Origin of the sequence: Dokdonella koreensis DS-123 (assembly GCF_001632775.1) — a bacterium.
Taxonomy (GTDB): domain Bacteria; phylum Pseudomonadota; class Gammaproteobacteria; order Xanthomonadales; family Rhodanobacteraceae; genus Dokdonella; species Dokdonella koreensis.
The window spans coordinates 929,535-954,563 of the sequence record NZ_CP015249.1; the positions used below are offsets into that span (position 1 = coordinate 929,535).

Here is a 25,029-nt window from a genome sequence, read left to right on the forward strand (position 1 = left end):
ATCAGACGAAGCCCCGGTCCTCGGGGCTTCGTCGTTCTCGTCGGAAGCCTCCATGCTCTCTCAACGCCTGCTTCTCTCCATCGGTCTCCTGCTCAGCACCTCCCTCATGGCCCAAGCTCCCGCACCCGCCCCGTCGCAGGACGGCGACGATCCGTACCTGTGGCTCGAAGACGTCGGCGGCGACAAGGCGCTGGACTGGGTCAAGGCACGCAATGCCGAATCGACCGCCGCGCTGGCCGACAGCAAGGCGTTCGAGCAGACGCGCGAGCGCATCCTCGAAGTGCTCGACTCGGACGCGCGCATCCCCGGCGTCGTCAAGATGGGGGCGTACTACTACAACTTCTGGCGCGACAAGACGCACCAGCGCGGCCTCTGGCGCCGCACGACCCTGGACGAGTACCGCAAGGACAGTCCGGCCTGGGAGACCATCCTGGACCTGGATGCGCTCGGCAAGAAGGAAAACGAGAACTGGGTCTGGCACGGAGCCGAGTGCCTGCGCCCGTATGACGGCCGCTGCCTGCTCTCGCTGTCGCGCGGCGGCGCGGACGCCACGGTGGTCCGCGAGTTCGACCTCAAGACGCGTGACTTCGTCGCCGACGGCTTCCGCCTGGCGGAGGCCAAGTCCTCGGTCAACTGGATCGACATCGACACGCTGTTCGTCGGTACCGATACCGGTGCCGGCTCGATGACGCGCTCGGGCTATCCGCGCATCGCCAAGCGCTGGAAGCGCAGCACGCCGATCGAGTCGGCGACGGTGGTGTACGAAGGAACGGCGGACGACCTCAGCATCAATGCGTACCACGACGACACACCCGGCTTCGAGCGTGATTTCGTCCGCCGCACGATCGATTTCTATTCCAGCCAGACCTTCGTGATCGGCAAGGACGGCAAGCAGGCCCGGCTGCCGATTCCCGACGACGCCAACGGCAGCGTCCATCGCGAGTGGCTGACCGTCGAGACGCGCATGCCGTGGACCGTCGACGGCAAGACCTATCCCGGCGGTGCGCTGCTCGCCGCGAAGTTCGACGACTTCATGGCCGGCAAGCGCGAGCTGGTCGTGCTGTTCGAGCCGACCGAGACGACGTCGCTGGCCGGCTATTCGTGGACGCGGCATCACCTGATCGTCAACCAGCTCGACGACGTCAAGAGCGTGCTCACCGTGCTCACGCCGGCGGACGGCGCGTGGAAGCGCTCGACGCTGCCCGGTGCGCCGAAGCTCAGCACCGTGTCGGCGACGGCGATCGACGCCGACGACAGCGACGACTATTTCATGACCGTCGCCGGCTACCTGGAGCCGACCACGCTCTATCGCGGCGTGATCGGCGAGGCCAAGGCCGAAGTCCTCAAGCGCACGCCGGCATTCTTCGACGCCTCGCGCCTCGACGTGGCCCAGCACTTCGTGAAGTCCAAGGACGGCACGCGCATCCCGTACTTCATCGTGGCACCGCGCGATCTGCGCAAGAACGGCGCCAATCCGACCCTGCTGTACGGCTACGGCGGCTTCGAGGTCTCGCTCCAGCCGGGCTACGCCGCGGTCGCGGGACGCGCCTGGCTCGAGAAGGGCGGCGTCTACGTCGTCGCCAACATCCGTGGCGGTGGCGAGTACGGCCCGCGCTGGCACCAGGCGGCGCTCAAGCAGAACCGCCTGCGTGCCTACGAGGATTTTGCGGCCGTGGCCGAGGACCTGATCGCGCGCAAGATCACTTCGCCCGCGCACCTGGGCATCCAGGGCGGCAGCAACGGCGGCCTGCTGATGGGCAACATGACCGTGCTGTACCCGAAGCTGTTCGGCGCGGTGGTCTGCCAGGTGCCGCTGCTCGACATGAAGCGCTACAGCCACCTGCTGGCGGGCGCTTCGTGGATGGCCGAATACGGCGATCCGGACAAGGCCGAGGAGTGGCAGTACATCCGTACGTTCTCGCCGTACCAGAACGTGCGCAAGGACGTGAAGTACCCGCCGGTGCTGTTCACGACCTCCACGCGTGACGACCGTGTCCATCCCGGCCATGCGCGCAAGATGATGGCGCGGATGCGCGAGCAGGGCCACGACGTGACCTACTACGAGAACATCGAAGGGGGACACGGCGGTGCTGCCGACAACCGGCAGGCGGCCTTCATGCAGGCGCTGGCCTATACCTTCCTCTGGCAGCACTTGAAGTAATTCCGAGGTCGGCCGCCGATGCGGCCGCCGGTTTCCGAAGGCCCGCTCGAGCGGGCCTTTTTTTTGGTTCTTCGCCATGCGCGGGAATCAATCAGCTGCCGCGCTCGTTGCTGTTGCTGTTGCTGTTGCCGTTGCTTTGGCTGTTGGCGCCTAAAGCGAGCCGAGCATCGCAGGTCGGCCAGGCCGCAGAGCTGCCCCGTGTTTGAGCGAAGCGAGTTGGGGCAGCGTGCCTGGCCGGCCGAGAAGCGCAGGGGACCGGCGCGGCGCAGCCGCGGCGGCTCGCGCCGGCGACCACGGTTTTGGTTACTTTTGCCAAGACAAAGAATTTCCTGGAGACATTCTTGACGTCGCGCAGCGACGGCCCGAAGGGCGGCCGCCATGGATGGCGGGCCGCAAAAGTCACCCGCGCGCGCAGCGTGCGGAAGCTCTTGCTCTTAGCTTTCGCTGTGGCTTTTGAGGATTGCCGGCACGGAGCAAAGCAGGAGCAGAAGCAAGATCAAGAGCTTTCGTCCGCTACGCGGCCGAGTCCCTTTTGAATGGGCCAAAAGGAACCAAAAGCCCTCTCGCCCGGCGCAAGCCGATCCGGCTACGCCGGATCGGTTCCCTGCGCTTCTCGGACGACGAGGCACGGCGCCCCAACTCGCTTCGCTCAAACACGGGGCGCCTCTGCGGCCTCGCCGCCCTGCGATGCTCGGCTTGCTTTAGGGCGGAAAAGCCAAGGGCCAAATCCAAAGCAGGAGCAAAAGCCGTATGGCCCTGCGAATGGGTGAAGAACCTTTTTTGCCGCCGCTGCCGGAGCCTGCGCCGCGCCGCCACGCGCGCATGCGACATCCGCCAACCCCGCCGGCGTTCCGCCCGCGTTGCAATCGCCTGACGGGGTTCGATGGAGGGGCAGGCGATGCATGCAACGATACGAGCGACGGCGACCGGATGGGACTGGTCGCGCACCGGCAGTCTGAGCGCGACCGCGGTATTGCACGTGGCGGCATTGGCGCTCGCCTGCATCCCGGCGATGCTGCCCGACAAGCTGCCGTCGGCCGCGGCGCCCGTCCTGTACTGGATCGAGCCGGTGGCGCCGCCGCCGGTCGTGCCGTTGCCGCCACCGCCGCAACCGGTCCCACGTCCGCGTCCAACGCCGGTGGTGCCCGCGGCGCCGGCTGCGCCGATCGTCGTTGCCGACGCACCGCTGCTCGCGGAATCTCACACGATATCGCCTGTGCCGGCGGTATCGCCGGCCGTCGTCGACACGACGGCATCGCTCGCGTCGTCCAGCGCCGTCGACGGGCTGCTCGCCTACGAGCGCGTGCGTGAGCCGCACTATCCGCCTGACGCACTGCGTCGCGGCGAGCAGGGCACCGTGGTGTTGCGGGTATGGGTGGCCGTCGACGGCGGCGTGCGTCGCATCGAGATCGCGCGCAGCAGCGGCTGGCCACGATTGGATCGCGCGGCACGCGATGCGGTGAAACTCTGGCGCTTCCGGCCGCCGCAGAAAGCGGGCGTCGCAACGGAAGGTTCCGGACTGGTACCGATCGTATTCGCTCTGCCGGAGCGGCGCTGACGCGCAGCGTTCGTCATCGGTGCGCGCCGGCCGCGCGCACTGCGTTCGTCACGAGCGGACACGATCGACCTGACGTTGATTGTCAGAAGCTGTCAGCACTTCGCCGCATCTGCGAACGCCATCTCGTTCCCCGGATTTCCAAGTGAGACGCGCATCGCGATCGCTGCCGGCATGGAGTTTGCTCGTCATTCGCTCACGGACTCCGGATGCGCGTGGCGATCGCGCCGACTTCGGATACGCAATTGCCGCGCGCGAGGATCGATGCGCGGTTGGTCGAAGTGCGAGGAAAGGTCGGCAAGTCGATGAGGTCGTGGATGGGACGGGCGTGGGCGGCGAGCCTTCGCGAAGGGAATACGCAGGCGTTTGCGATTCGCGGTCCGATCGCAACGCATCGCCGACCGCCCGTGCACGGCGCGCCGCCTGCGGATTCCTCGCGTTCGCGCTTCTCTGATCGAGCGGCATCCACGCCGCGCGCACTCGGTCGATACCCGATGCCTGCGGTTCCCGCGCAATCGAGGATTCGCCGCGCGCGGCCGGCCGCTGTGCGCGCTGCGCATCTCGCGCCGTGCTTCGCGCCGCGGCGTCGCCCGGTACCTTTCGCCGGAGCGTTCCCTGCCGGCTCATCGGGGAGGAGCGCATGAAAGTCCGGAACAAGGTCGAGGCGGCCCTGATAACCCGTCGCCTGCAGGAGCTGCTCGCCGACCAGAGCAGCATCCTGGCCGCCGTCATCGCCACCCACGACGGCTTCGAGGTGGCCTGCGCGCAGCGGCAAGGGGCGATTTCGGCGGCACGCGTCGCGGCGATGGCCAGTTCGCTGCAAGCGCTCGGCGGCTCGATGGTCGCCGAGACCGCCAGTGGCGAGTGCACCGACATCATCATCAACGGCAGCCTCGGCAGGCTGCTGGTGTTCGACATCCCGCTACCCGGTGCCGGCCTGCTGCTGTGTGTGCAGACCACCAGCGAGGCGGCCCTCGGCTCGATCCTGTTCGCGGTGCGCTCGTGCATGAGCGACATCGAGAACACGCTCGGCGTCACCGGCCGCTGAATGCCGGCGACGCTCCCATCCTTCTCCGGAGATCCGGAGCCTTTTCCCTCCAGCCATCGCAAGAGGACGCTTCATGAGCAAACTCAACGACATCTGCAACGACATCGTCAACAACGTCGACAACGGCCTGGGTTGTGCGCTGGTCGACCTGGAATCGGGCCTGCTGCTCGCCGTTGCGCACAAGGTGCCGTACTTCACCCAGGGCTACCTCGACGCCGTTGCGGCGGCAGCGGTGGACATGTTCCGCGGCCGGACCGTGCGTGCCGTGGAAGACATGCTCGCCTCGCAGCGCGGCGGCGCCAGCGTGCGGCTGCTCAAGGAAGTGCAGATGACGACCGACAAGACCTATCATTTCATGATGATCCTGCCGAACAAGCCCAACTCGCTGGTGGTGCTCATCACCGGCCGCAAGGCGAACCTCGGCCTGGGCTGGAGTGCCGTGCGCTCGGCCATCCCGCAGCTCGAGCCGCTGGTGCCGTAGGCCGGCATCGACGCAGGGCGAGCGGCGGCATGGCGTCGATCGACGATCGGCTGCAGCTCGCCGGCACGGTATCCGGCCTCGCGCCGGATACCGCCGAGGTACGGCGTGCGTTCGGCACGCGCAAGACGATGGAGCGCGACGGCGAGTTCACGGGGCGGCTGTCGACGCAGGTCTATGCCAGCGACACGCTGGTGGTCAAGGTGCGTTCGGAACATGCCTTCGCGCGCAGCCAGGGCGAGCGCTGGGTCGCCGCGCGCATCGAGCGGGAACGGGCCCTGGGCATCTATCCGCCCGGCAAGGCCTGGTATCTGCTTGCGGCGGGAACGCAGGTGCTGGCGGTCAACGCCGCGCCCCGGCTGCTTTCGCTGCGGCACTGGCGTGCATCGGATGCCGCCGCCCTGCAGCGGACCTGGACCGGTGTGGCCGAACGCTACCTGGATGCACGCGAGCACGGCTACCGGCTCGACGAGGACTTGACGAACTTCGGCGTCGGTGCGGACGGCCGGGTCTGCTATCTGGACGACGACCTCTACCCGTGGAGCGGCTTCGGCCCGCTGGCCGCCTTCCTCGACCGCACGTTCTGCCGGCGCGGCGATCCTGACGAGGCGCGTGGCGTCGGCCAGGCGATCGCCATGGCCTGCATCGCCCGTCTCGGCCCGGCAGGAAGCATCGGCCTGCTGCACGAAGTGGAGGCGATCGCGGCCGTCAACGACGCGCATGCAGGACGCCTGGCGGCACTCGCCGCCGGCTTGCGTCCCCCGCGCGAGAAGCCGGTGGCGGCTCCGCGCCAGCAGGCGCCGATCGGCCTGCTGGCCGACGTGCACGCCAACCTGCCGGCGTTGCAGCAGGCCTTGTCGGTACTTCGGGCCGCCGGCATCACGCGCTTTCTCGTGCTGGGCGACAGTGTCGGCTACGGGCCGTTTCCGGCCGAATGCATCGAGTTGCTGGCCGGGCTCGACGCCGTCGTCATCCGTGGCAACCACGACGAGGCGGTGGCCGGCGAAACGCTGCCGACGCCGTTCTCGCACGACGCGCGCTGGGTGGTGGAATGGACGCGCAACCGGCTGTCGAAGGCGCATCGCGACTGGCTCGGCGCCTTGCCGCTGCGCCATGCCGACGGCGACTGGATGGCCGTGCACGGCGCGCCGGGCGATCCGCGCGCGTTCTCGACCTACGTCTACCAGATGACCTCTGTCGAGCAGCTCGACTGCCTGCAGGGCCTGCAGCACCGGATGTGCTTCCATGGTCACAGCCACCTGGCCGGCGCGTACCTGCGCGACGGTCGCGGCGACCGCTTCTGCGGGGATGGCACGATCGACCTCGCCGGCGTGCGGCAGGCCCTGATCTGCCCCGGTTCGGTCGGGCAGCCGCGTGGCGGTGCAAGCGGCTGCCAGTTCGGCGTGTTCGACCCCGCCGCCGGCGTGGTTCGCCTGGCGTCGGCCGGCTACCCGACGGAGGACCTGATCGAGGCGATGCGCCGCAATGGATTCCCACCGGGCCTGCTCGGGCGAATCGCCGATCCGCGGTGACGGCCGGGCGCGGCGGCGTCCACGGCTGCCCGCAGCGGAACGGTCAGCGCGGCCCCGGGTCGCGGACGCGCCCGTTTCCCTCGTTGTCCCAATAGCCGAACACCTTGCGGGCGATCAGCTTGTAGGCGCGCTTGCCGGTGGCGTGCCAGATGCGGGTGATCCACGAGCGCCGGCGCAGGACCCGCCGCTCGATCGGGGTCAGCGCGGCCGGGCAGTAGCTGCGCTTGTGCTTGAGCAGATGACGCAGGTCCTCGCGCGCCAGCAGGCGGAACAGGGGGCCGCGCCGGTGACTGAGCCAGGCGATCTGAAAATCGAGGACGCCGGGCCGGCCGTCGGCCAGCACCAGCCAGTTGGGTTCCTTGGCCAGGTCGTTGTGGGCGACGCCGCGGGCGCGCACCTGCTTGAGCAGCCGGTGCGCGGCGCGATAGAACGCCGGATCGCGCGGCTGCCCGAGCTGCATCGGCTGGCCGTCGAGGTAGCTGCGGTCGAGGCAGCCGGTGTCCGCGCCGATCAGCTGGGGAACACCGTCGATGCCGGCCAGCGCGGCCAGCACGCGCGCTTCGCGGGCGGCGGCACGCTGCGCGAACGGGCGCAGCAGCGGATGCACCGCGCGCGTGTCACGGCGAATCCAGCGCCGGTCGCCGTCGCGGCACAGTTCGATGCGGCCGAGCGCGTCGGCCTTGAGCAGCGTGGTCTCCATCGCGGCAGGATAGCCCAGCGGAGCCGGGCCGCGCCGACGGGCACCTTCAGCGGTGCGTCGGCGTGCCGGCTTGGCCGCGGCGGAACGCGCGCGTTCCGCCGCGAGCGGGCCGCTCAGGAGCGGCGGTCCACCGCGTAGTCGGCCAGCACCGCCAGCGCCTCGCGTGCCGGCGACGGCGGCAGGACGTCCAGCGCCGCCTGCGCCGAGCGCGCGTAGTCGACGGCCCGGGCGTGCGCGTAGTCGAGCGCGCCGCAGTCGCGGATCGCCGCGACGATCGCCTCCAGGGCACCGGTATCGCCCGATTCGATCGCGGCCCGCAGCAAGGCCGCCTGCTGCGGCTCGCTGCGCGCGATCGCGCGGATCACCGGCAGCGTCGGCTTGCCCTCGGCGAGGTCGTCGCCGATGTTCTTGCCGAGCGTCGCCGCGTCGGAGACGTAGTCCAGGACGTCGTCGGCGATCTGGAACGCGAAGCCGAGGTCCAGCCCGTAGCGCGCCAGCGCTTCTTCCTGCGGTGCCGGCAGCCCGGCCAGCACCGCGCCCAGCCGCGTCGCCGCGGAGAACAGCACGGCGGTCTTGCGCTCGATGACGTCCAGGTAGGCCTGCTCGCCGGTATCGGCATTGCCGATGTTCAGCAGCTGCAGCACTTCGCCTTCGGCGATGCGGTTGGTGGTGTCGGCGAGGATGCGCATGATGCGCATGCTGTCCAGCTCGACCATCATCTGGAACGAGCGCGAGTACAGGAAGTCGCCGACCAGGACGCTGGCGGCGTTGCCCCACAGTGCGTTGGCGGTCTTGCGGCCGCGGCGCAGGTCCGATTCGTCGACGACGTCGTCGTGGAGCAGGGTCGAGGTATGGATGAATTCGATCAGCGCGGCGAGCTGGACCTGGTCGCCGCCGTCGTAGCCGGCCGCTTCGGCGGCCAGCAGGTGCAGCATCGGCCGCAGCCGTTTCCCGCCGCCGCCGACGATGTGCTCGGCGATCTGGTTGATCAGCACGACGTCCGAAGCGAGGCGGCCGCGGATCAGCGCGTCGACCGCCTGCATCCCCGGTGCGGCCAGGGCCTGCACGTCGGCGATGCCGCGGATGGAGCGGGGGGCGGCGGTAGGAGCGAGTGAACTCAAGAGCGGGAGGTTCCGGGCCGGGACCCGGCGATTATAGCGGGCGATGCTCCACCGCTCGCCGCGGCCGCCGGTCAGGCCGCCAGGGCGCGGGCGACCAGGGTCTCGATCGCCTCGAGATCGGGGATCTGCGCATGGTCGTCGCGGACCAGCACTTCGGCCAGCACGCCGGTCCGGCGCTCGCGCGCGTCGCCGCTGGGAATCAGCAGATCCTGCGTCACCGTGACCAGCCGCGGGAATCCCTGGGTCAGCAGCGCCAGGAACGGCATGCGCGCCTGGCCGCCGAGCGCCTTGAGCACCGCCACCTTGGCGTTGCTGTAGCCCTCGGCCTGGCTGGCCTCGGTCAGCATCGAGTAGGAAAACAGCGGCAGGCGCCATCCGCGCCAGGCCAGGCGTCCGAGCAGCCAGTCCGGCGCGTCGGCGATCCGTTCCGGCGTGGCATAGGTGATGACCTCGGCGACGGTCGCGTTCGGCAACAGCACGCGGCCGTTGCTGACCGGGATCATGACGCCGCGGATCTCGCGGGGCAGGTCAGCCATGGGAGCGGATTTCCTCAATCGACGGACGGGAGGGATGCAAGGGGGCGGCGGCGGTCATTGGGCGGGGGCCGGGTCGGCGTCGCGCAACGCGGCCAGGTGCTCGGCCAGGGCCGTCGGCGACCCTTGGAAACCGGCCAGGCCGGCGTCGTTCACGCTGTCGACCATCTCGCTGACGACACAGGTCGCCGGATCCTGTACCCAGATCTCGCCGCCGGCCTCGGCCAGGGCGCGGCAGCCGGCCACGCCGTCGCCGGACATGCCCGAGAACACCACGGCCAGGGCGTCGGCACCGAAGTCCGCGGCGAGGACCGCCAGCATCTGGTCGATGGACGGGTGGTGAGAGGTCGGTACGGTCTGCGGCTGGACCAGGACCGTGCCGTCGGCCTTGATCCGCAGATCGCGGTGCGGCGGGACGATGAGCAGGTCGCCGTGCGCGACGCGCTCGCCGTGGCCCGGCACGCGAATGGTCAGCTCGGTGGCGCGTGCGAGCTGCTGGGCCAGCAGGTCGATGAACTCCTCGCCCATGTGCTGGACCAGCACGAACAGCGCCGGGTAGTCGCGCGGGATCGCGCCGATCACTTCGCGGATCGCTTCCGGGCCGCCGATCGAGGCGCACAGCGCGACGACGCGGCGGATGGCGGCGTTCGCGTCGGCCGGCCGCGCCGCCTTGGCGGACAGTGCCAGGGCGTCGGCGTCCAGCCACACCTCGTGGTCGACGCGCGCGGCCTGCGGGGCGATCGCGTCCTCCATCGGTACCAGTTCCAGCGTCGAGGCTTCTTCGGCCGATTCGGCTTCGGGGGCCGCCGGCGGATAGGGCGACGCGGCCGACATGTACTCGGCCGCGGAGATCTTCTCGATGCCGAACGGGGCGGCCGTCGCCACCTCGTCGTCGACCTCGAAGGAGACCAGGTCCCAGTCGGGCACCGCCGGCAGTTCCGCCGTGTCGGTGCCGGGGACACCGGCTTCGGCCTGGAAGCTGTCCGAGTAGACCGGCTGCGTGTCCAGGTGCGCGAGCGGTGCCGAATCGGCTTCGGCGTCGTCCTCGTCGAGCACCGGGCGTTCGATCGTGCCGGCGGTCTCGTCGGCCATCGCACGGCTCAGCCAATCGTCGAGGTCGACCGCTGCGTCCTCCTGTCGCGGCGCGACGGGCGATGCGGGGGTGTCGTCGAAGCCGTCGAGCGTGAAGTCGGCGAGCAGCTGCGCGTCTTCGTCGGAGAATGGCGATGCCTCGCCGGCGGCGTCGACGGTCCCGGTCTCGGCCGTGGCGTCGTCTTCGTACCCTTCCGGGCTCGGGAAGACGTCCAGCCGTTCCTCTTCGGCCGCCGCGTCGGCGATCGCCGGCAGGTCCTCGAACAGGAACGGCTCGTCGAGCGCCGAAGCCTCCAGCTGCTGCGGGAGATCGGCTGGCGGCGGCGAAACGGGCGCTTCGGTCAGGAGAGCCGTGTCGGCGATACCGGACGATGCATCCGTCCAGGCCGTCGGTTCGGGCAGCGGCGCGTCGTCCGGCGCTTCGGCGGGCGACGGATCGCCACCAGCTGCGGGAGCGATGTCGATGCGCAGGTCCTGGACCGCGTGTGCGGCCGGGCCGGGCACCGGCTCGGCACCGGCCGGGCGTGGCGGATCGGTGGCTTCGGGCGCATCGAGGATCTTGGCAGCCAGATGGCGCACCCAGCGTGCCTGGTCCCAGCCCGAGAGCCGGCTCGAGACATGCCCCTCGTTGATGAGGACGCGATACGGCCCGCTGCCGAGCAGTTCGTAGACCCGGTCGAGGTCGCCGTCGATTTCCGAATCGAGGTTGACCACGACCACGCGCGCACCCGACTGCTCCAGCGAGCCGCGGTCGATCGCGTGCGTGGTCGATTCGTAGACGATCGGCGTGCCGAGGTCCTGCAGCACGTTGCGCAGGTGGCGTCCCAGCTCGTCGGTCTGGAACAGCAGGGCAACGGGCACGTGCGCTTCGGTGGCCATCACGGATCGAGCCTCAGCACCTCGACGACGTTCTGCATCAGGTCGGCCTCCTGGTACGGCTTGCCGAGGTAGCGCTGCACGCCCAGTTCGAGCGCGCGCTGGCGATGCTTCTCGCCGGTACGCGAGGTGATCATGATGATCGGTACCTCGCGCAGCCGGGTGTCGTTGCGCATGTAGGTGGCCAGCTCGTAGCCGTCCATGCGCGGCATCTCGATGTCGAGCAGCATGAGGTCGGGGACGCGGTCCTGCAGCTTCTCGACCGCATCCAGGCCATCCTTCGCGGTGACGACTTCCAGGTTCGCGCGTTCGAGCACGCGCGTGGTGACCTTGCGCATCGTGATCGAATCATCGACGACCATGACCAGCGGCTGCTGGCGTACCTCGGCCTGCGCCTCGGGGATCATCAGGTCGGGCAGCACGGTGCTGCCGTCGGCGCCCAGGTCCTCGCGCAGGGCGACCGCGCGGCGGACCAGCGGCGCCAGGTCCAGGATCATCACGACCGAACCGTCGCCCATGATCGTCGCGCCGAAGATGCCCGGGATCGAGCTGATCTGCGGTCCGACCGACTTGACGACCACCTCGCGCGAGCCGATGACGGCGTCGACGCGGATCGCGGCGCGCTGGTCGCCGGTGCGCGTCATCAGCAACGGCAACTGGGTGTCGTCGATGTTGCGCCCGCCGGGAACGCCCAGCAGGTGCGACAGGTCGTGGAAGTGGAAATCCTCGCCGCCGAAGCCGTAGCGCGTATTGCCGGCCAGCAGCCGCCCACGCAGCTCCTCGCGGTCGATCCGCACCACGCCTTGCACCGAGGACATCGGGATCGCATAGGTGGCCTCGCCCAGCCGTACCAGGATCGCCTGGGTGACCGCGAGCGTGAACGGCAGGCGGATCGTGAAGGCGGTGCCGCGGCCGGCCTGCGATTCGATCGCCAGGGTGCCGCCGAGCTGCTTGATCTCGCTGGCGACCACGTCCATGCCGACGCCGCGGCCGGCCAGCTGGGTGATCTGGTCGGTGGTCGAGAAGCCGCTCTCGAGGATGAAGCCCTGCAGGTCGCGATCGGAGAGCTGCGCGTCGGGCTTGAGCAGGCCGCGCTCGATCGCGCGCCGGCGGATCGCCGGCAGGTCCAGGCCGCGGCCGTCGTCGGACACCTTCAGGACGACTTCCGTCGCTTCGCGGCTGAGCGCGATGTTGACGGTGCCCTCGGCCGGCTTCGCGGTGGCCTGGCGCTGCTCGGGCGACTCGATGCCGTGCGCCAGCGCATTGCGCAGCATGTGCTCGAACGGCGCCTTCATGCGCTCGAGCAGGTTGCGGTCCATTTCGCCCTGGGCGCCTTCCACGCGCAGCTGCGCGCGCTTGCCCAGTTCCTGCGCGGCCTGCCGCAGGGTGCGGCGCAGCGTGGGGACCAGCGAATCGAACGTGACCATGCGCGTGCGCATCAGGCCTTCGTGCAGGTCCGAGCTGACGCGCGACTGCTGCAACAGCAGCGTTTCGGACTGGCGGGTCAGCTCGTCGAACAGGCCCTGGATCGACACCAGGTCCGACACCGACTCACCGAGCGCGCGCGAGTACTGCTGCAGCTGCGAGAAGCGGTCCAGTTCCAGCGGGTCGAAGGTGGCGGCGCCGCTCTCCTCGTTCTCGCGCTGGTAGCGGGCGATGATCTGCGCCTCGGTCTCGATCTCCAGCTTGCGCAGCTGCTCGCGCAGGCGGTTGACCGTCTGCTCGAACTCGACCAGGTTGAAGCGGAACGAGGCGATCTGCTGCTCCAGGCGCGAGCGATAGATCGACACCTCGCCGGCGTAGTTGACCAGCGAGTCGACCAGCTCGGAACGTACGCGGATCATTTCCTGCGGCGCGCGCATCGTCTCGTCGTCTTCGGCGACGAACGGAGCGGCGGCCGGCGCGGGCACCGGTGCCCGCGGCGCAGCGGGTACCGCCGGTGCCGGGGCGTCCGCCGTCGCCGGTGCCAGCGGCTGGCCGGCGGCCAGGTGCTCGAAGCGGGCGATCGCATGATGCGGCATCGCGATCGCCTGGCGCTGGCCGACGCGCTGCACCAGGCCGTGCAGGCGGTCGAAGCCGCGCTCGAAGGATTCGATCGCCGCGCGGTCCATGCGCCGGGTGCCGGCATGGATGGTCTCGAGCAGCGATTCCATCGCGTGGCTGAGGTCGCCGATCGGCGTCAGGCCGGCCATCCGCGCACCGCCCTTGAGCGTGTGCAGGTCGCGTTGCAGGCCGGAGAGCAGGTCGAACGCCTCGGGCGTCTCGTGCAGGCGCGCGACCAGCGCGTCGGAATGATCGAGGATGTCGCTGGCTTCCTGGACGAAGATCTCCAGCAGGTCCTCGTCGGTGTCCTCCAGCGCGAGCGCGCCTTCCGGCTGCGCGTCCTCGGCGATCGCCGGCGTCTCGCGCTCGGCATCCCACCAGGCCCGCCCGGCGTGTGCGGGAGCCGCGTCCGCGACCGGCTCGGCCGGTGCGACGACGCCGGCAGGCGGTTCCACCGGTTCGATCGCCGCCACCGGATCGGACGCGAAGGCCGGCAGCTCGTCCGGCTGCGGCTCGATCGGCGGTTCCGCGGGCAGCGACTGCCACGACGGCGCATCGGCCGCGGTGCCGATGTCATCGTGCGCTGCGGTGGCGTCATCGGATGCCGCCGCGACCGGCGGTCCGGCCGGCAGGTCGTCGGAGAAGAGGGGGGCTTCGGCCGATTCGGCCAGGAGCTGCTGGATCTCGTCGGCGAGCGTGTCGCCCGTCGCCGGCCGGTCGCCGGCCTCGTAGGCCGGTGATGGCGGGGTGACGGCGTGTACCTGCGTCGGATCCGCGGCCAGGAACGCTTCCAGCTGCGAGGCGCCGATACCGGGTGCCTCGGTGGACGCCTCGGCCGACGGGCCGGCGTCCGGGGTGGCCTGATCGCCGAACTGGGCGATCAGGATGTCGGTGAAATCATGCAGTTCCGCGGCGTCCCGGGCCGTGTCGGCCTCGGGCTCGGCCTCCCCGGCGCCGTCGTCGGCGTCCGGAACCGTTTCCAGGACGATGTCCTCGTCCGGGGTGGCGGTCGTCGCGACCTCGGGAGTCACATCGTCGAGGCCGGCATGCAGCAGGTCGAAGCTCGGTTCCGGCAGGGCATCGCGCAGGCGGGCCAGGCGATCGGCGAGCCCGGCGGTATCGGGCACGGCCAGGTTGCCGACGCCGATCCGCGCGATGACCTCGCGCGTGATGCGGCAGGCCTCGCCGAGCGCCAGGCGGCCTTCCGGCGGCAGCGGCCGGGCTTCGGCGCCGAGGCGCTTCAGATAACCTTCCAGCGGTCCCAGCACGGCGGTCAGCGCCGGGATGTCTACCATCGCGATCGCGCCGTGAAGGGTGTGCACCGCGCGCTGCACCGGGTCGTCCGGCGTCGGACGCGGCGGGTCGCCGGCCGCCAGCCAGGTCTCCACCGTCTCCAGGTGGGTATCGGTCTCGTTGCGCAGGATCTCGTACAGGACCGGGTCGATGGCGGGCGCAGCCGCGGGCGGCGGCGCGGAAGCGGTGGCATCGCCGGAAGCGCCCTGCGCATCCGGTGTCTCGTCGCGATGCGGCCATACCGCGGGTACGCGGCGGCGCACGGTGCGCTTGACGCTGCGTCGTGTCGTGGCCGGCGGCAACCAGGCTTCCTCGCCGGCGGCGAGGCGGTCGGCGGTGTCCATGATGCCGGCCAGGTCGACCAGCGCGGCCGCCTCGCCGCGCAGCGCGGCGAGCAGGTCCGGCAGCGTCTGGATCGCCGTGCTGGCCAGCGCGAACACCGCGCGCGAGGGCTCGATCGAGCGATCGAGCACCCGGTTGAGCATGTTCTCGATCTTCCAGCTGAACTCGCCCAGCGTCAGTGCGCCGACCAGGCGGCCGGACCCTTTCAGCGTGTGGAACGAGCGCCGGATCGTCTTGACGGCGTCGAGATTGGCTAGGTTGCCGCTCCAGGTCGGAAGCACCTGCTGCAGGCTGTCGATCTCGTCCTGCACCTCGTCGAGGAAGACGTCGCGGATGTCGTCGTCGATGTCCTCGGAGGCCATGCTCTGGAAGCCGAGCGCCAGCGGCTCGACGGCCGGAAGCTCTTCCTCGATTTCCTCTTCGATCTCGATCCAGGTCTGCCCGTCCGCGGCAGGTGGGGCGGCGGTGTCGACCAGGCGCAACCCGGCCATCTCGTGGCGGTGCGGTTCGGGCGTGTGGGTCTCGCCGAGGATCAGGTCGCGCAGGTCGTCGCCGGGCGCGATCTCCACCGCGGTATCGAGTTCCAGTGCGACGAAGTCCTCGACCGGTGCCGCACCGTCGGCATGGCCGCTCGCGACCGCCGCATGCGGTTCCGGCGCCGCGCCGGTGGCCGCGGCATCCTCGACGCCGGTGCCCGGCGCAGCCGGTTCGTCCGCCGGCGGCGGGACCGGCCAGTAGCCGAGCGAGGCGAGGCTGTCGCGGGTGACGTCGAGGATGCGCTCGCGGCCGCTGCGCTGCTCGCGGGTCGCCTCCAGGTAGTACTCGATCGAGGCCAGCGCATCGGCCAGCTTGTCCATCTGCTCGACGGTCGGGATCCGCCGGTGGCGGATCAGCTCGACCTCGACGAAGCGCACGACGCCCGGCATCAGGTCGGAGGCCGCGTCCAGGCCCAGCATGCGCAGGGCGCCGGCGATTTCCTCGAGCAGGCGCGGGATCAGCTCGACGCGGCTGTGGTCCCAGGGCGACTCGATGAACGCGACGATGTCGTGCTTGGCCTGCTGGATGTTGATCGCCGCCTCGCGCATCAGCGCGTCGAGGATCTTGCGCACCTCGGCACGCGGCAGCTCCTTGCCCTCGATGCCGTCCTCTTCGCCGGGGCCGCCGGCGCCGAGCCGTTCGATGTGGTCGTCGAGCGAAGCCTCGACGTAGAGCAGCGCGCCGGCGACGTCCAGCAGGTTGCTCTCGTCGACCGGCCGCTTGCCGCTGGCGATCTCGTCGATGATCTGGCGCTGCTCGCCGACCACGCGCCGCGGTACGCCGAGGCCGAGCATGCCGAGCGTGTCGCCGACGCGATCGAGGATCTCGGTCTGGGCGCCGAGTGCGGCCGGGTCGGCATCGCGCGTGCGCAGGAAGATGTCGAGGACCTCCTTGACCCGCAGCAGGTCGTCCTTGATCGCCGCCGAGACGGTATCGAGGAGGTTGCGGTTGTGCCCGGTCATCGCCCCCTGGGCGTGCTCGACCTCGCGCGCGCTCGGCAGCAGGCCGTCGAGCTGGTAGGTGGTGCGGACCTCCTCGACACGGCTGCCGCGGCCGCCGGAATTGGCGACGTAGTACAGGAGGTTCTGCAGCAGCTCGCGCGGGGCGCGCTCGTGCAGGGCGTCCTCGCCGGCATCGGCGAACCGCTTGATCTCCAGGTCGATGCGGCCGAACAGCAGCTTCAGCGCGACGCTGACGTCGAGCGCGCGGTCCTGCAGCGCTTCGACGACCGCGGCCGCCACCCACCAGAGCCGGCGCGGTTCGACGCGGCTGGACAGCTCGCGCAGGCGGTCGAGCACGCCGAGCAGGCGCTGCAGCGCCGCCGCCTCGTCCTCGCCGCGGAACCAGCGCAGCAGGCTGGCCTGGTAGGCCAGCCGCAGGCGCGAGGCGGCCTGGCGCTGCTGGTCCAGCGGCAGCGGCTGCATCGCACCGGCAGCGCCGGCGGGCAGCGCGACCGCCATGTCCGGCGCGAACAGCGCCGACTCGGACAGCAGCTTCTGGCCGCGGCAGGCGCGCAGGTCGTTCAGCAGCGGCAGCAGGACGATCGGGATGTCCTTGTGACCGCCCTGCAGGCGTTCCAGGTAGTCCGGCAGCTGCACGACGCCGCGCATCAGCACCGTGTAGGCCTCGTCGCGCTCGCCGATGGTGCCGTCGAGCAGGGCCTGGACCAGTTGCTCCATCTCCTCCACGACCAGCGCCGCGCCGTACAGCTCGATCATCCGCAGCGTGCCCTGCACCTGGTGCAGGTGCCCGCCACAGATGCGCATCAGGCTGCTGTCGGCCGGCGTGTCGACGTAGGCCTCCAGCGCCTCCTGCGCCTGGCGCAGGGTCGAGTCCAGCTCGTGCTTGATCCAGCCGAGGCTCGTGAATTCGATGTCGTCTTGCAGCTTCATCGTTCGTTCTCTAGGCGACGGGCAGGGAAGTCGCCTTCGCTGCGCATGATCGATCTTGATGCAATCATCATGCCTCCTTGGGGCTGCCGGCTCTCCCGGCCGCCGGGATCAGCCCGGCAGCTTGAAGTCCGCGACCGACCGCCGCAGGTCGGCGGCGAGTTCGGCCAGGTTGCCGATCGATTCGGCGGTCTGGCTGGCGCCGACCGAGGTCTGCGTCGTGATTTCCTGAATGACGTTCATCGTGGCCGAGATGTTGGTCGCCGCCATCGACTGCTGGCGCGCCGCCGTCGAGATGTTCTGGATCAGCTCGGCCAGGTCGTTGGACACCTTCTCGATCTCGCCGAGCGCCAGGCCCGCGTCCTCGGCCATCCGGGCCCCGGAAACCACCTCGGCGGTGGTCTGCTCCATCGAGCTGACCGCCTCGTTGGTGTCCGACTGAATCGTCTGGACCAGGGTCTCGATTCGCTTGGTCGCGCCGGCCGAGCGTTCGGCCAGCCGCTGCACTTCGTCGGCGACCACCGCGAAGCCGCGGCCGGCCTCGCCGGCCGAAGCCGCCTGGATCGCCGCATTGAGCGCCAGGATATTGGTCTGCTCGGCGATGTCGTTGATCAGTTCCACGATCGAGCCGATCTCCTGCGAGGATTCGCCCAGGCGCTTGATCCGCTTGGAGGTCTCCTGGATCTGGTCGCGGATCGAGTCCATGCCGTCGATCGTCTGGCGCACCACGGTCACGCCCTTGGTGGCGATCGCCACCGAGCGCTGGGCGACGTCCGCGCTCTCGGAGGAGTTGCGCGAGACCTCGTCGATCGAGACGGCGATCTCGTTGACCGCGGCCGAGGCCGAGGTGATCTGCTGCGCCTGGTGCTCGGCGGCTTCGGCCAGGTGCATCGCCGTGGCCTGGGTTTCCTGGGCTGCGGCGGCCACCTGCACGGCGGTCTCGTTGATCGTGGTCACCAGCGAGCGCAGCGCCTCGACCGCGAAGTTGACCGAGTCGGCGATCGCGCCGGTGATGTCCTCGGTGACGGTGGCCTTGACGGTCAGGTCGCCTTCGGCCAGCGAGCCCATCTCGTCGAGCAGGCGCAGGATCGCCTCCTGGTTGCGGTGGTTGAGCTCGGCGGTGACGTGGTAGCGCTTCTGCTGGTCGCGGATCAGGCTGAAGCCGAGGACGAGCAGCATCAGCAGCGAGGCCACGCCGGCCACGGCGCCGATGATCGGATTGGGCAGCATCCGCTCGTTCGGCAGCCGCTCGATCGCGGTGGCGAGCTCCGCGGCGCGCAGCAGCACGTTGCCGCTCTCGTTGGACGCGTCGATCGAGGCCGCCTTGACCTCGTCGATGCCGGGACCGGCGTCGATGATGCGCTGGACCGGATTGCCGAGCATGCCCCACTGCTCGTTGACGTCGTCGAGGATGGTGCGCGCGTTGGCGTTGTCGAGCGGACGGATCGACAGCTCCGGCGCGCCGTTGATCAAGCCGGAGAGGACCGTGCCGTAGAGCCGGGCGTCGCGCTGGAAGCCGCCGACCGCCGCCTCGCTCTGACCGCCTGCCAGGATTTCCTGCAGGCGGCGCATCATGCGGTCGGCCAGCAGCATCTGGCGTGCCGAGATGTACACCTGCGAGGCCGGCGCGTTGCGGTCGGTCAGGATGTTGACGACCTCGTTCATGCGCGAGTTCAGCACCGGCATGCGGGTGTTGAAGTCACCGGCGGTGGCGGTCGCGTCGAGCACCAGTTCCTTGCGGCTCAGGATGCCGGCCGCCTTCGCCGCCAGCACGCGCCAGCCCTCGGTCAGCTTGAGCAGCGCCGCCGATGCGCCTTCCTCGTCCTTGTAGCCGGGCATGCCCGTTTCCGGGTTGCCGTCGTTGAGGTAGCGCACGCGGGCGTCGATCTCCTTGCGCCGCGCGTCGAGCTGGTTGAACGCGTCGAGGTTGCCACCGGCCGCCTCGGAGGCGAACTTGGCCAGCTCCTGCGACTTGACCTGGATCTCGGTCGTGTAGGCCACCGCCTGGCGGTCCTGACCGTTCTTGATGTACATCCAGCCGAAGTTGAAGATCACGAACGCCAGCAGCAGGCCCAGCAGGACGATCTGCCACCAGTTGCCGCTCCGTTCCTTCGCCGCCAGGGTGCCGCTAGTAGTGCTCATCGATTCTCTACCTCAACGTGAATCTCGATACGGCCAGATCAGCGTCATCAGGAAATCCGTACGCCCCCTTGCCCTGCCTGGCGCGATCGCGGACCGCCGGCTCGGTCCGTCGTTCCGTGAAGCGGCACAGCGGCCGCCGGTCGTGCAAAAACGTCCCGCCATGGTCCGCCGCCGCCGCGGCGCAACCCGGTATTCGGTGCCTGGCGCCGTGGCCTTCACGCCGCCGCTTGCTGGAACTCGGGTGCGCGCACCAGCGCGGCCATGCTGAACATGCCCCACAGCACCTCGCCCAGCGGCACGCGCTCGCGGACGAAGCGCTCGTAGCGCGGATCGTCCTCCCCGATCGCCTGGCTGCGCAGTTCGTCGGCGAAGCTGCGCTGCCCGAGCACCTCGTCGACCAGCAGGCCGACGCGGCCGGCCTGCTGGCGCACGACCAGCACGCGGCTGTTCTCGGTGAGGTGGGTGGACGTTCCCTCGACGAAATCCTTCAGGTCGATCACCGGCACCAGGCTGCCGCGCACGTTCGCCACGCCGAGCAGCCACGAGCGGGTGCCCGGCACGATCGCGATCGGCGGCAGCGTCAGGATCTCGTTGACCTCGCCGATCGTGCTGGCGAGGTAGCGCTGGCCGACGCGGAAGCCGATACCGCGCCACAGGCCCGGTGCCTCGGCCTGCTCGGGCGCGCCGGCGGCGTGGGCCAGGCTGCGCCGCTCGTACTCGGCCAGGGCCTCGAACGGACTGAAGAAGGCGTTGGCGGGCGTGGACATCGTAGGTGGGTTCCTCTAGGCCGACAGCAGGCCGTCGATCTGGCCGAGCAGTTCCTTCTCGCCGACCGGCTTGGTCATGAACGCCTTGGCGCCCTGGCGCAGCGCCCAGATGCGGTCGGTTTCCATCGACTTGGTGGTCACCATGACGATCGGGATGTCCGACGTGGCGGTGTCCCGGCTCAGCTGGCGCGTCGCCTGGAAGCCGTTCATGCCCGGCATGATGATGTCCATGATCACCAGGTCGGGCCGTGCGCGGCGCACCTGGGCGATTCCTTCCTCGGCACTGGGCGCGCTGCTGACCCGGTGACCGGCTTTCTCGAGGAAGCCCGTGAGCACACGGATCTCCGTCGGCGAATCGTCGATGATGAAAATGTGTGCCATCGCGTGCCCCCATCGCGTCGAATGGCCAATACGCTCATTTGAGGTCCACGTGCCGGCGGATCGCGCCCAGCAGTTCCTCGCGGGTGAACGGTTTGGTCAGGTATTGCTCGGACCCCACGATGCGACCGCGGGCCTTGTCGAACAGGCCGTCCTTCGACGAGAGCATGATGACCGGCGTGGACTTGAACAACTGGTTGTTCTTGATCAACGCACAGGTCTGATAGCCGTCCAGGCGCGGCATCATGATGTCGACGAAGATGATGTGCGGCTGCTGGTCGGAGATCTTCGCCAGCGCCTCGAAGCCGTCGGTGGCGGTGATGACGTTGCAGCCTTCCTTGCGGAGCAGGGTCTCGGCGGTACGGCGGATGGTCTTGGAGTCATCGATGACCATGACCTTCAGGCCGCCCAGGTTGTCAGTTCTTGCCTCGTCCACCTGCGGATTCCCCAACCACCTAGCCGAGTCGATCTTCTTAACCGTCGCTTAGCGAGACTGTCAAGTTTCTTTTGTAAGCGCAAGAAAGAACGACAAAAAGCAGGGCATTGCCCTGTCCGGCCGGCGTCCCCCCCTCGCGATCGCGCCATGTAGTATATGCCCGGGGTGATGACGGGAAACCGTGTATTCATCCCATTTCCGGCCGACGGCCCACCGTGGAGCACCCATGCCCTCGACCCTAGCCGTCCTGATGGACCCGATCGACGCGATCCGGGTCAAGAAGGACTCGACCTTCGCGATGCTGCTCGAGGCGCAACGGCGCGGCTGGGCGCTGCTGTACATGACCCAGGGCGACCTGGCGCTGCGCGCCGGGGTTCCGTACGCGCGGCTGGCGCCGCTCGTGGTCCAGGACGACCCGGACGACTGGTTCCGTCTGGGCGACCGGGAATGGCGCGACCTGCGCACGGTCGACCTGGTGCTGGCGCGCAAGGACCCGCCGGTGGACGAGCAGTTCGTCTACGACACGATGGTGCTGGAACTGGCCCAGCGCGGCGGCGCCCGCGTGGTCAACGATCCGCGCGGCCTGCGCGACGCCAACGAGAAGCTGTTCGCGCTGGAATTCCCCCAGTGCATCGCGCCGACCCTGGTCGCGCGCGATGCCGGCGAACTCAAGCGCTTCGTGGCCGAGCACGGCCAGGTCGTCCTCAAGCCGCTGGACGGCATGGGCGGTCGCGGCATCTTCCGCTCGCACCACGGCGATCCCAACCTCAACGTCATGCTGGAGACGCTGACCGGCAACGGCCGGCAGCTGGCGATCGCGCAGAAGTTCATCCCGCAGATCGACGCCGGCGACAAGCGCATCTTGCTGATCGACGGCGAGCCGGTGTCGTACGCGCTGGCCCGCATCCCGCAGGGCGACGAGTTCCGCGGCAACCTGGCCGCCGGCGGCAAGGGCGTGGGCGTCGCCCTGTCCGAGCGCGACCGCTGGATCGCCGCCCAGGTGGCGCCGGAGCTCAGGCGCCGCGGCCTGGTCTTCGTCGGGCTGGACGTGATCGGCGACTACCTGACCGAGATCAACATCACCTCGCCGACCTGCATCCGCGAGCTGGACGCGCAATACGGCATCAACATCGCCGGCCAGCTGTTCGACCGGCTCGAGGCGACCTGGCCCTGATGGCCGCGCCCGGCATCGCCGACCGGCTCGGCGTCACCTTGCTGTTCTCGGTGCTGGCGCATGCGGTGGTCGCGCTGGGACTCACGTTCGACTACGAGAAGGCCGCGCCGCGGCTGCCGTCGCTGGACGTGATCCTGGTGCAGTCCGCCAGCGGCGAGCGGCCGGACAAGGCCGATTTCCTCGCCCAGGCCAGCAACAGCGGCGGCGGCGACGCCGAGCAGCCGCTGCGTCCCAGCGAGCGCCTGTCCAGCCCGGTGCCCAAGGCGACCGAAGGCATCGCGCCGGTGCCCACCGAGGATGCGGCGCCGCGGCCGACGCCGGCGCGGCCCGACGAGATGCTGACGCGCCAGCAGTCCGATTTCAGCGTGCGCACCGACCGCGAAGCGCACGAGACGCCGCCGGTGCCCGAGGCCGCCCAGCGCGACGCGCTGCAGCGCCGGCTGGAGATGGCGCGGCTGGCCGAGGAGTTGCAGCGCGAATCGCAGCGCTACGCCAAGCGGCCCAAGCGCAAGTACATCTCGGCCAATACGCGCGAATACGCCTATGCCGCCTACATGCGGGCCTGGGTCGCGCGGGTCGAGCGCATCGGCAATCTCAACTACCCGGACGACGCGCGCAGGAACAAGCTGCAGGGCGAGGTGATCCTCACCGTCGGCCTGGGGCGCGACGGCAGCCTGCGCAGCGTCGACGTCATCAAGTCCAGCGGCCACAAGGCGCTGGACGAGGCGGCCGAACGCAGCATCCACCTGGCCGCGCCGTTCCCGGTCGTTCCCGACACCGACGAGAAGATCGACGAGCTGTACATCACCCGGACCTGGCAGTTCCTGCCCGGCGACGTCCTGCGCACGCAGTGAGGCGCCGCTGCGGCTGCGCCGTGCGGCCCCGCTGTCCGGGGCGTGAACGGCTCGCCGGCGCATGGTTGTCCCCGATGCGGCGCCGTACAATGCGCCCATGCACGAAACGAGCGGACTCGCCAACCAATTGCTGATCGCGATGCCGGCCCTGCGCGACTCGAATTTCGCGCGCAGCGTCACGTTCGTCTGCCAGCACGGCGAGGACGGCGCGATGGGCTTGCAGATCAACCGGCTGTCCGAATACCGGCTCGGCGACCTGCTGGACCAGATGTCGATGCGCTCGGACCTGACCGACGTGAACGATGCGCCGGTCCTGATCGGCGGCCCGGTGCAGCCCGAGCGCGGCTTCGTGCTGCACTCCCCGCACGGCGAATGGGAGTCCTCGTTCCGCATTTCCGAGCGCATCAGCGTGACCACCTCGCGCGACATCCTCGCGGCGATCGCCGAGGGCAACGGTCCGCGCCAGTCGCTGGTGACGCTGGGCTATTCGGGCTGGAGCGCCGGTCAGATCGAGCAGGAGCTGCGCGAGAACGCCTGGCTGACCGCGCCGGCCAGCGAGCAGATCCTGTTCGAGACGCCGTTGGACCGGCGCTGGCAGGCCGCCGCCGCGATTCTCGGCGTCAGCGACCTGGTGCAACTGGCCGGCTATGTCGGCAACGCCTGAATCCTTCCTCACCGTGCTCGGCTTCGACTACGGCAGCCGCCTGATCGGCGTGGCGGTCGGCAACCGGCTGGCCGCCAGCGCGCGTGCGCTGGCGACGATCGGCAACGGCAGCGGCGGCCCGGACTGGGCGCCGCTGGACGCCCTGGTGCGCGACTGGACCCCGGACGCCTTCGTGGTCGGCCTGCCGCTGACGCTCGACGGCGGCGAGCAGGCGGCCACGCGCGGCGCCCGCGCCTTCGCCGCGGCATTGCAGCGCCGCTACGGCCGGCCGGTCTTCACCGCCGACGAACGCTATACCTCGCGCGAAGCGAGCCGCCGGTTCGCCGACCAGCGCGCGCGCGGCACCGCGCGCCGCAAGGACGCCAAGGCGCTCGATGCGCTGGCCGCGCAGATCATCCTGGAGGCCTGGATGGCCGCCCCCGACATTCCGGACCTTCCGAGCGCCCCATGACCCGATCCACCGCTACCGCCGGCGACCTGCCGCACCTGATCACGCTGCGCGATCTGGCACCGGCGCAGATCCTCGGCCTGCTCGACCGTGCCGCCGACCTGCGGCAGCGCTTCGCCGCCGGCCCCGCGCCGACGGCGCTGCTCGACGGCCGCACGGTGGTCAACCTGTTCTTCGAGCCGTCCACCCGCACGCGCACCAGCTTCGAGCTGGCGGCGCGGCGCCTGGGCGCCACCGTGGTCAACTTCGACATCGCCAGCTCGTCCACCAGCAAGGGGGAAACGCTGGAGGACACGCTGGCGACGCTCGAGGCGATGGGCTGCGATGCGTTCGTCGTCCGCCACAAGGAGAACGGTACGCCGGCGCGCCTGGCGCGTCACGCGCGCCGCGCCGCAATCCTCAATGCGGGCGACGGCAACCATGCGCACCCGACACAGGGCCTGCTGGACGCGCTGACGATCCGTGACGCCAAGCCGCGGGTCGGGGACCTGCGCGTGGTGATCTGCGGCGACGTGCGCCACTCGCGCGTGGCGCGTTCCGACGCCGAGGTGCTCGCCGCGCTCGGCGTGCGCCAGATCCGGCTGTGCGGTCCGGCACCGCTGCTGCCGGATCCGGCCGACTTTCCCGGCTGCGCGCTCCACGACGATTTCGACGAGGCGATCGCCGGTGTCGACGTCGTCATCATGCTGCGGCTGCAGAAGGAGCGCATGGCCTCGGCGATGATCGCCGACGAGCGCGACTACTACGCCCGCTACGGGCTGGACCCGGCGCGCCTGGCGCGCGCGGCGGCCGGCGCGATCGTGCTGCATCCGGGGCCGATGAATCGCGGCATCGAGATCGCCGACGAGGTCGCCGACGGGGCGCAATCGCGAATTCTGGACCAGGTCGCCAACGGCGTGTTCGTACGCATGGCGGCCCTGGCCACGCTGCTGGACCGCTGACACTTTTTTCATCCGATCAGGGAGA

The 25,029-nt window shown here is 69.9% G+C and carries 19 protein-coding genes; 10 read left to right on the forward strand and 9 right to left on the reverse strand.

Annotated elements, in window-relative coordinates:
* Positions 1 to 52 precede the first annotated feature (52 nt).
* The 5 genes from I596_RS03640 (at position 53) to I596_RS03660 (ending at position 6,774) form a co-directional block, all read left to right on the forward strand.
* Positions 53 to 2,161 carry a prolyl oligopeptidase family serine peptidase gene (locus tag I596_RS03640; protein WP_067644335.1) on the forward strand — a complete coding sequence of 703 codons (2,109 nt, stop codon included), beginning with the start codon at positions 53 to 55 and terminating at the stop codon, positions 2,159 to 2,161.
* Positions 2,162 to 3,059: 898 nt separating this feature from the next.
* Positions 3,060 to 3,719 carry an energy transducer TonB gene (locus I596_RS03645; protein ID WP_067651388.1) on the forward strand — a complete coding sequence of 220 codons (660 nt, stop codon included), beginning with the start codon at positions 3,060 to 3,062 and terminating at the stop codon, positions 3,717 to 3,719.
* Positions 3,720 to 4,356: 637 nt separating this feature from the next.
* Complete coding sequence (locus I596_RS03650) at positions 4,357 to 4,764, forward strand: roadblock/LC7 domain-containing protein (protein ID WP_067644338.1); 408 nt, start codon at positions 4,357 to 4,359, stop codon at positions 4,762 to 4,764.
* Between the two features lie 73 nt (positions 4,765 to 4,837).
* The gene (locus I596_RS03655) at positions 4,838 to 5,245 is read left to right on the forward strand and encodes a hypothetical protein (RefSeq protein ID WP_067644341.1); all 408 of its coding nucleotides are present in this window, start codon (positions 4,838 to 4,840) and stop codon (positions 5,243 to 5,245) included.
* Positions 5,246 to 5,274: 29 nt separating this feature from the next.
* Positions 5,275 to 6,774, forward strand: a complete 1,500-nt coding sequence (locus I596_RS03660; protein WP_067644344.1) for a metallophosphoesterase family protein — start codon at positions 5,275 to 5,277, stop codon at positions 6,772 to 6,774.
* A 43-nt stretch (positions 6,775 to 6,817) separates the two neighbouring features.
* Here the strand turns inward: I596_RS03660 and I596_RS03665 are convergent, their stop codons facing one another.
* From I596_RS03665 to I596_RS03705, 9 genes are all read right to left on the reverse strand, one after another.
* Positions 6,818 to 7,474, reverse strand: a complete 657-nt coding sequence (locus I596_RS03665) for a protein kinase family protein (protein ID WP_067644349.1) — start codon at positions 7,472 to 7,474, stop codon at positions 6,818 to 6,820.
* 113 nt (positions 7,475 to 7,587) lie between these two features.
* Complete coding sequence (locus I596_RS03670) at positions 7,588 to 8,517, reverse strand: polyprenyl synthetase family protein (RefSeq protein WP_150132263.1); 930 nt, start codon at positions 8,515 to 8,517, stop codon at positions 7,588 to 7,590.
* A 149-nt stretch (positions 8,518 to 8,666) separates the two neighbouring features.
* Positions 8,667 to 9,131, reverse strand: a complete 465-nt coding sequence (locus I596_RS03675) for a chemotaxis protein CheW (RefSeq protein WP_067644355.1) — start codon at positions 9,129 to 9,131, stop codon at positions 8,667 to 8,669.
* A gap of 54 nt (positions 9,132 to 9,185) precedes the next feature.
* Positions 9,186 to 11,099 (reverse strand): chemotaxis protein CheB, encoded by a 1,914-nt coding sequence (locus I596_RS03680; RefSeq protein WP_067644359.1) that lies wholly within the window; start codon positions 11,097 to 11,099, stop codon positions 9,186 to 9,188.
* Positions 11,099 to 17,203, reverse strand: coding sequence for a hybrid sensor histidine kinase/response regulator (locus tag I596_RS03685; RefSeq protein ID WP_067644362.1), 6,105 nt, complete (start codon positions 17,201 to 17,203; stop codon positions 11,099 to 11,101). Before I596_RS03685 ends, I596_RS03680 begins: the two co-directional genes overlap by 1 nt.
* A 108-nt stretch (positions 17,204 to 17,311) precedes the next feature.
* Entirely contained in the window at positions 17,312 to 19,342 is a 2,031-nt protein-coding gene (locus I596_RS03690; RefSeq protein ID WP_067644365.1) for a methyl-accepting chemotaxis protein, read from the reverse strand.
* Positions 19,343 to 19,557: 215 nt separating this feature from the next.
* On the reverse strand, positions 19,558 to 20,109 hold the full coding sequence (locus tag I596_RS03695) for a chemotaxis protein CheW (RefSeq protein ID WP_067644368.1): 552 nt from the start codon (positions 20,107 to 20,109) through the stop codon (positions 19,558 to 19,560).
* A gap of 15 nt (positions 20,110 to 20,124) precedes the next feature.
* The gene (locus I596_RS03700) at positions 20,125 to 20,490 is read right to left on the reverse strand and encodes a response regulator (protein ID WP_067644370.1); all 366 of its coding nucleotides are present in this window, start codon (positions 20,488 to 20,490) and stop codon (positions 20,125 to 20,127) included.
* 34 nt (positions 20,491 to 20,524) lie between these two features.
* Positions 20,525 to 20,881 (reverse strand): response regulator, encoded by a 357-nt coding sequence (locus I596_RS03705; protein ID WP_067651391.1) that lies wholly within the window; start codon positions 20,879 to 20,881, stop codon positions 20,525 to 20,527.
* 268 nt (positions 20,882 to 21,149) lie between these two features.
* Between I596_RS03705 and gshB the strand changes: the two genes are divergently transcribed.
* The 5 genes from gshB (at position 21,150) to I596_RS03730 (ending at position 25,004) form a co-directional block, all read left to right on the forward strand.
* Positions 21,150 to 22,097 (forward strand): glutathione synthase, encoded by a 948-nt coding sequence (gene gshB / locus I596_RS03710; RefSeq protein ID WP_067644372.1) that lies wholly within the window; start codon positions 21,150 to 21,152, stop codon positions 22,095 to 22,097.
* On the forward strand, positions 22,097 to 22,951 hold the full coding sequence (locus I596_RS03715) for a cell envelope integrity TolA family protein (RefSeq protein WP_067644375.1): 855 nt from the start codon (positions 22,097 to 22,099) through the stop codon (positions 22,949 to 22,951). Before gshB ends, I596_RS03715 begins: the two co-directional genes overlap by 1 nt.
* Positions 22,952 to 23,048: 97 nt before the next feature.
* The gene (locus tag I596_RS03720; RefSeq protein WP_067644378.1) at positions 23,049 to 23,615 is read left to right on the forward strand and encodes a YqgE/AlgH family protein; all 567 of its coding nucleotides are present in this window, start codon (positions 23,049 to 23,051) and stop codon (positions 23,613 to 23,615) included.
* Positions 23,599 to 24,066: a Holliday junction resolvase RuvX gene (ruvX, locus tag I596_RS03725; RefSeq protein ID WP_067644381.1), complete on the forward strand. Its 468-nt coding sequence runs from the start codon at positions 23,599 to 23,601 to the stop codon at positions 24,064 to 24,066. The genes I596_RS03720 and ruvX overlap by 17 nt, the downstream gene beginning before the upstream one ends.
* Positions 24,063 to 25,004 carry an aspartate carbamoyltransferase catalytic subunit gene (locus I596_RS03730; protein ID WP_067644386.1) on the forward strand — a complete coding sequence of 314 codons (942 nt, stop codon included), beginning with the start codon at positions 24,063 to 24,065 and terminating at the stop codon, positions 25,002 to 25,004. The genes ruvX and I596_RS03730 overlap by 4 nt, the downstream gene beginning before the upstream one ends.
* Positions 25,005 to 25,029 lie beyond the last annotated feature (25 nt).

Bases quoted from the DNA above. Each gene is read 5' to 3' on its own strand.
- I596_RS03640 (WP_067644335.1), top strand. From the start codon at position 53: ATGCTCTCTCAACGCCTGCTTCTCTCCATCGGTCTCCTGCTCAGCACC.
- I596_RS03645 (WP_067651388.1), top strand. From the start codon at position 3,060: ATGCATGCAACGATACGAGCGACGGCGACCGGATGGGACTGGTCGCGC.
- I596_RS03650 (WP_067644338.1), top strand. From the start codon at position 4,357: ATGAAAGTCCGGAACAAGGTCGAGGCGGCCCTGATAACCCGTCGCCTG.
- I596_RS03655 (WP_067644341.1), top strand. From the start codon at position 4,838: ATGAGCAAACTCAACGACATCTGCAACGACATCGTCAACAACGTCGAC.
- I596_RS03660 (WP_067644344.1), top strand. From the start codon at position 5,275: ATGGCGTCGATCGACGATCGGCTGCAGCTCGCCGGCACGGTATCCGGC.
- I596_RS03665 (WP_067644349.1), bottom strand. From the start codon at position 7,474: ATGGAGACCACGCTGCTCAAGGCCGACGCGCTCGGCCGCATCGAACTG.
- I596_RS03670 (WP_150132263.1), bottom strand. From the start codon at position 8,517: ATGCAGGCGGTCGACGCGCTGATCCGCGGCCGCCTCGCTTCGGACGTC.
- I596_RS03675 (WP_067644355.1), bottom strand. From the start codon at position 9,131: ATGGCTGACCTGCCCCGCGAGATCCGCGGCGTCATGATCCCGGTCAGC.
- I596_RS03680 (WP_067644359.1), bottom strand. From the start codon at position 11,099: ATGGCCACCGAAGCGCACGTGCCCGTTGCCCTGCTGTTCCAGACCGAC.
- I596_RS03685 (WP_067644362.1), bottom strand. From the start codon at position 17,203: ATGAAGCTGCAAGACGACATCGAATTCACGAGCCTCGGCTGGATCAAG.
- I596_RS03690 (WP_067644365.1), bottom strand. From the start codon at position 19,342: ATGAGCACTACTAGCGGCACCCTGGCGGCGAAGGAACGGAGCGGCAAC.
- I596_RS03695 (WP_067644368.1), bottom strand. From the start codon at position 20,109: ATGTCCACGCCCGCCAACGCCTTCTTCAGTCCGTTCGAGGCCCTGGCC.
- I596_RS03700 (WP_067644370.1), bottom strand. From the start codon at position 20,490: ATGGCACACATTTTCATCATCGACGATTCGCCGACGGAGATCCGTGTG.
- I596_RS03705 (WP_067651391.1), bottom strand. From the start codon at position 20,881: ATGGTCATCGATGACTCCAAGACCATCCGCCGTACCGCCGAGACCCTG.
- gshB (WP_067644372.1), top strand. From the start codon at position 21,150: ATGCCCTCGACCCTAGCCGTCCTGATGGACCCGATCGACGCGATCCGG.
- I596_RS03715 (WP_067644375.1), top strand. From the start codon at position 22,097: ATGGCCGCGCCCGGCATCGCCGACCGGCTCGGCGTCACCTTGCTGTTC.
- I596_RS03720 (WP_067644378.1), top strand. From the start codon at position 23,049: ATGCACGAAACGAGCGGACTCGCCAACCAATTGCTGATCGCGATGCCG.
- ruvX (WP_067644381.1), top strand. From the start codon at position 23,599: ATGTCGGCAACGCCTGAATCCTTCCTCACCGTGCTCGGCTTCGACTAC.
- I596_RS03730 (WP_067644386.1), top strand. From the start codon at position 24,063: ATGACCCGATCCACCGCTACCGCCGGCGACCTGCCGCACCTGATCACG.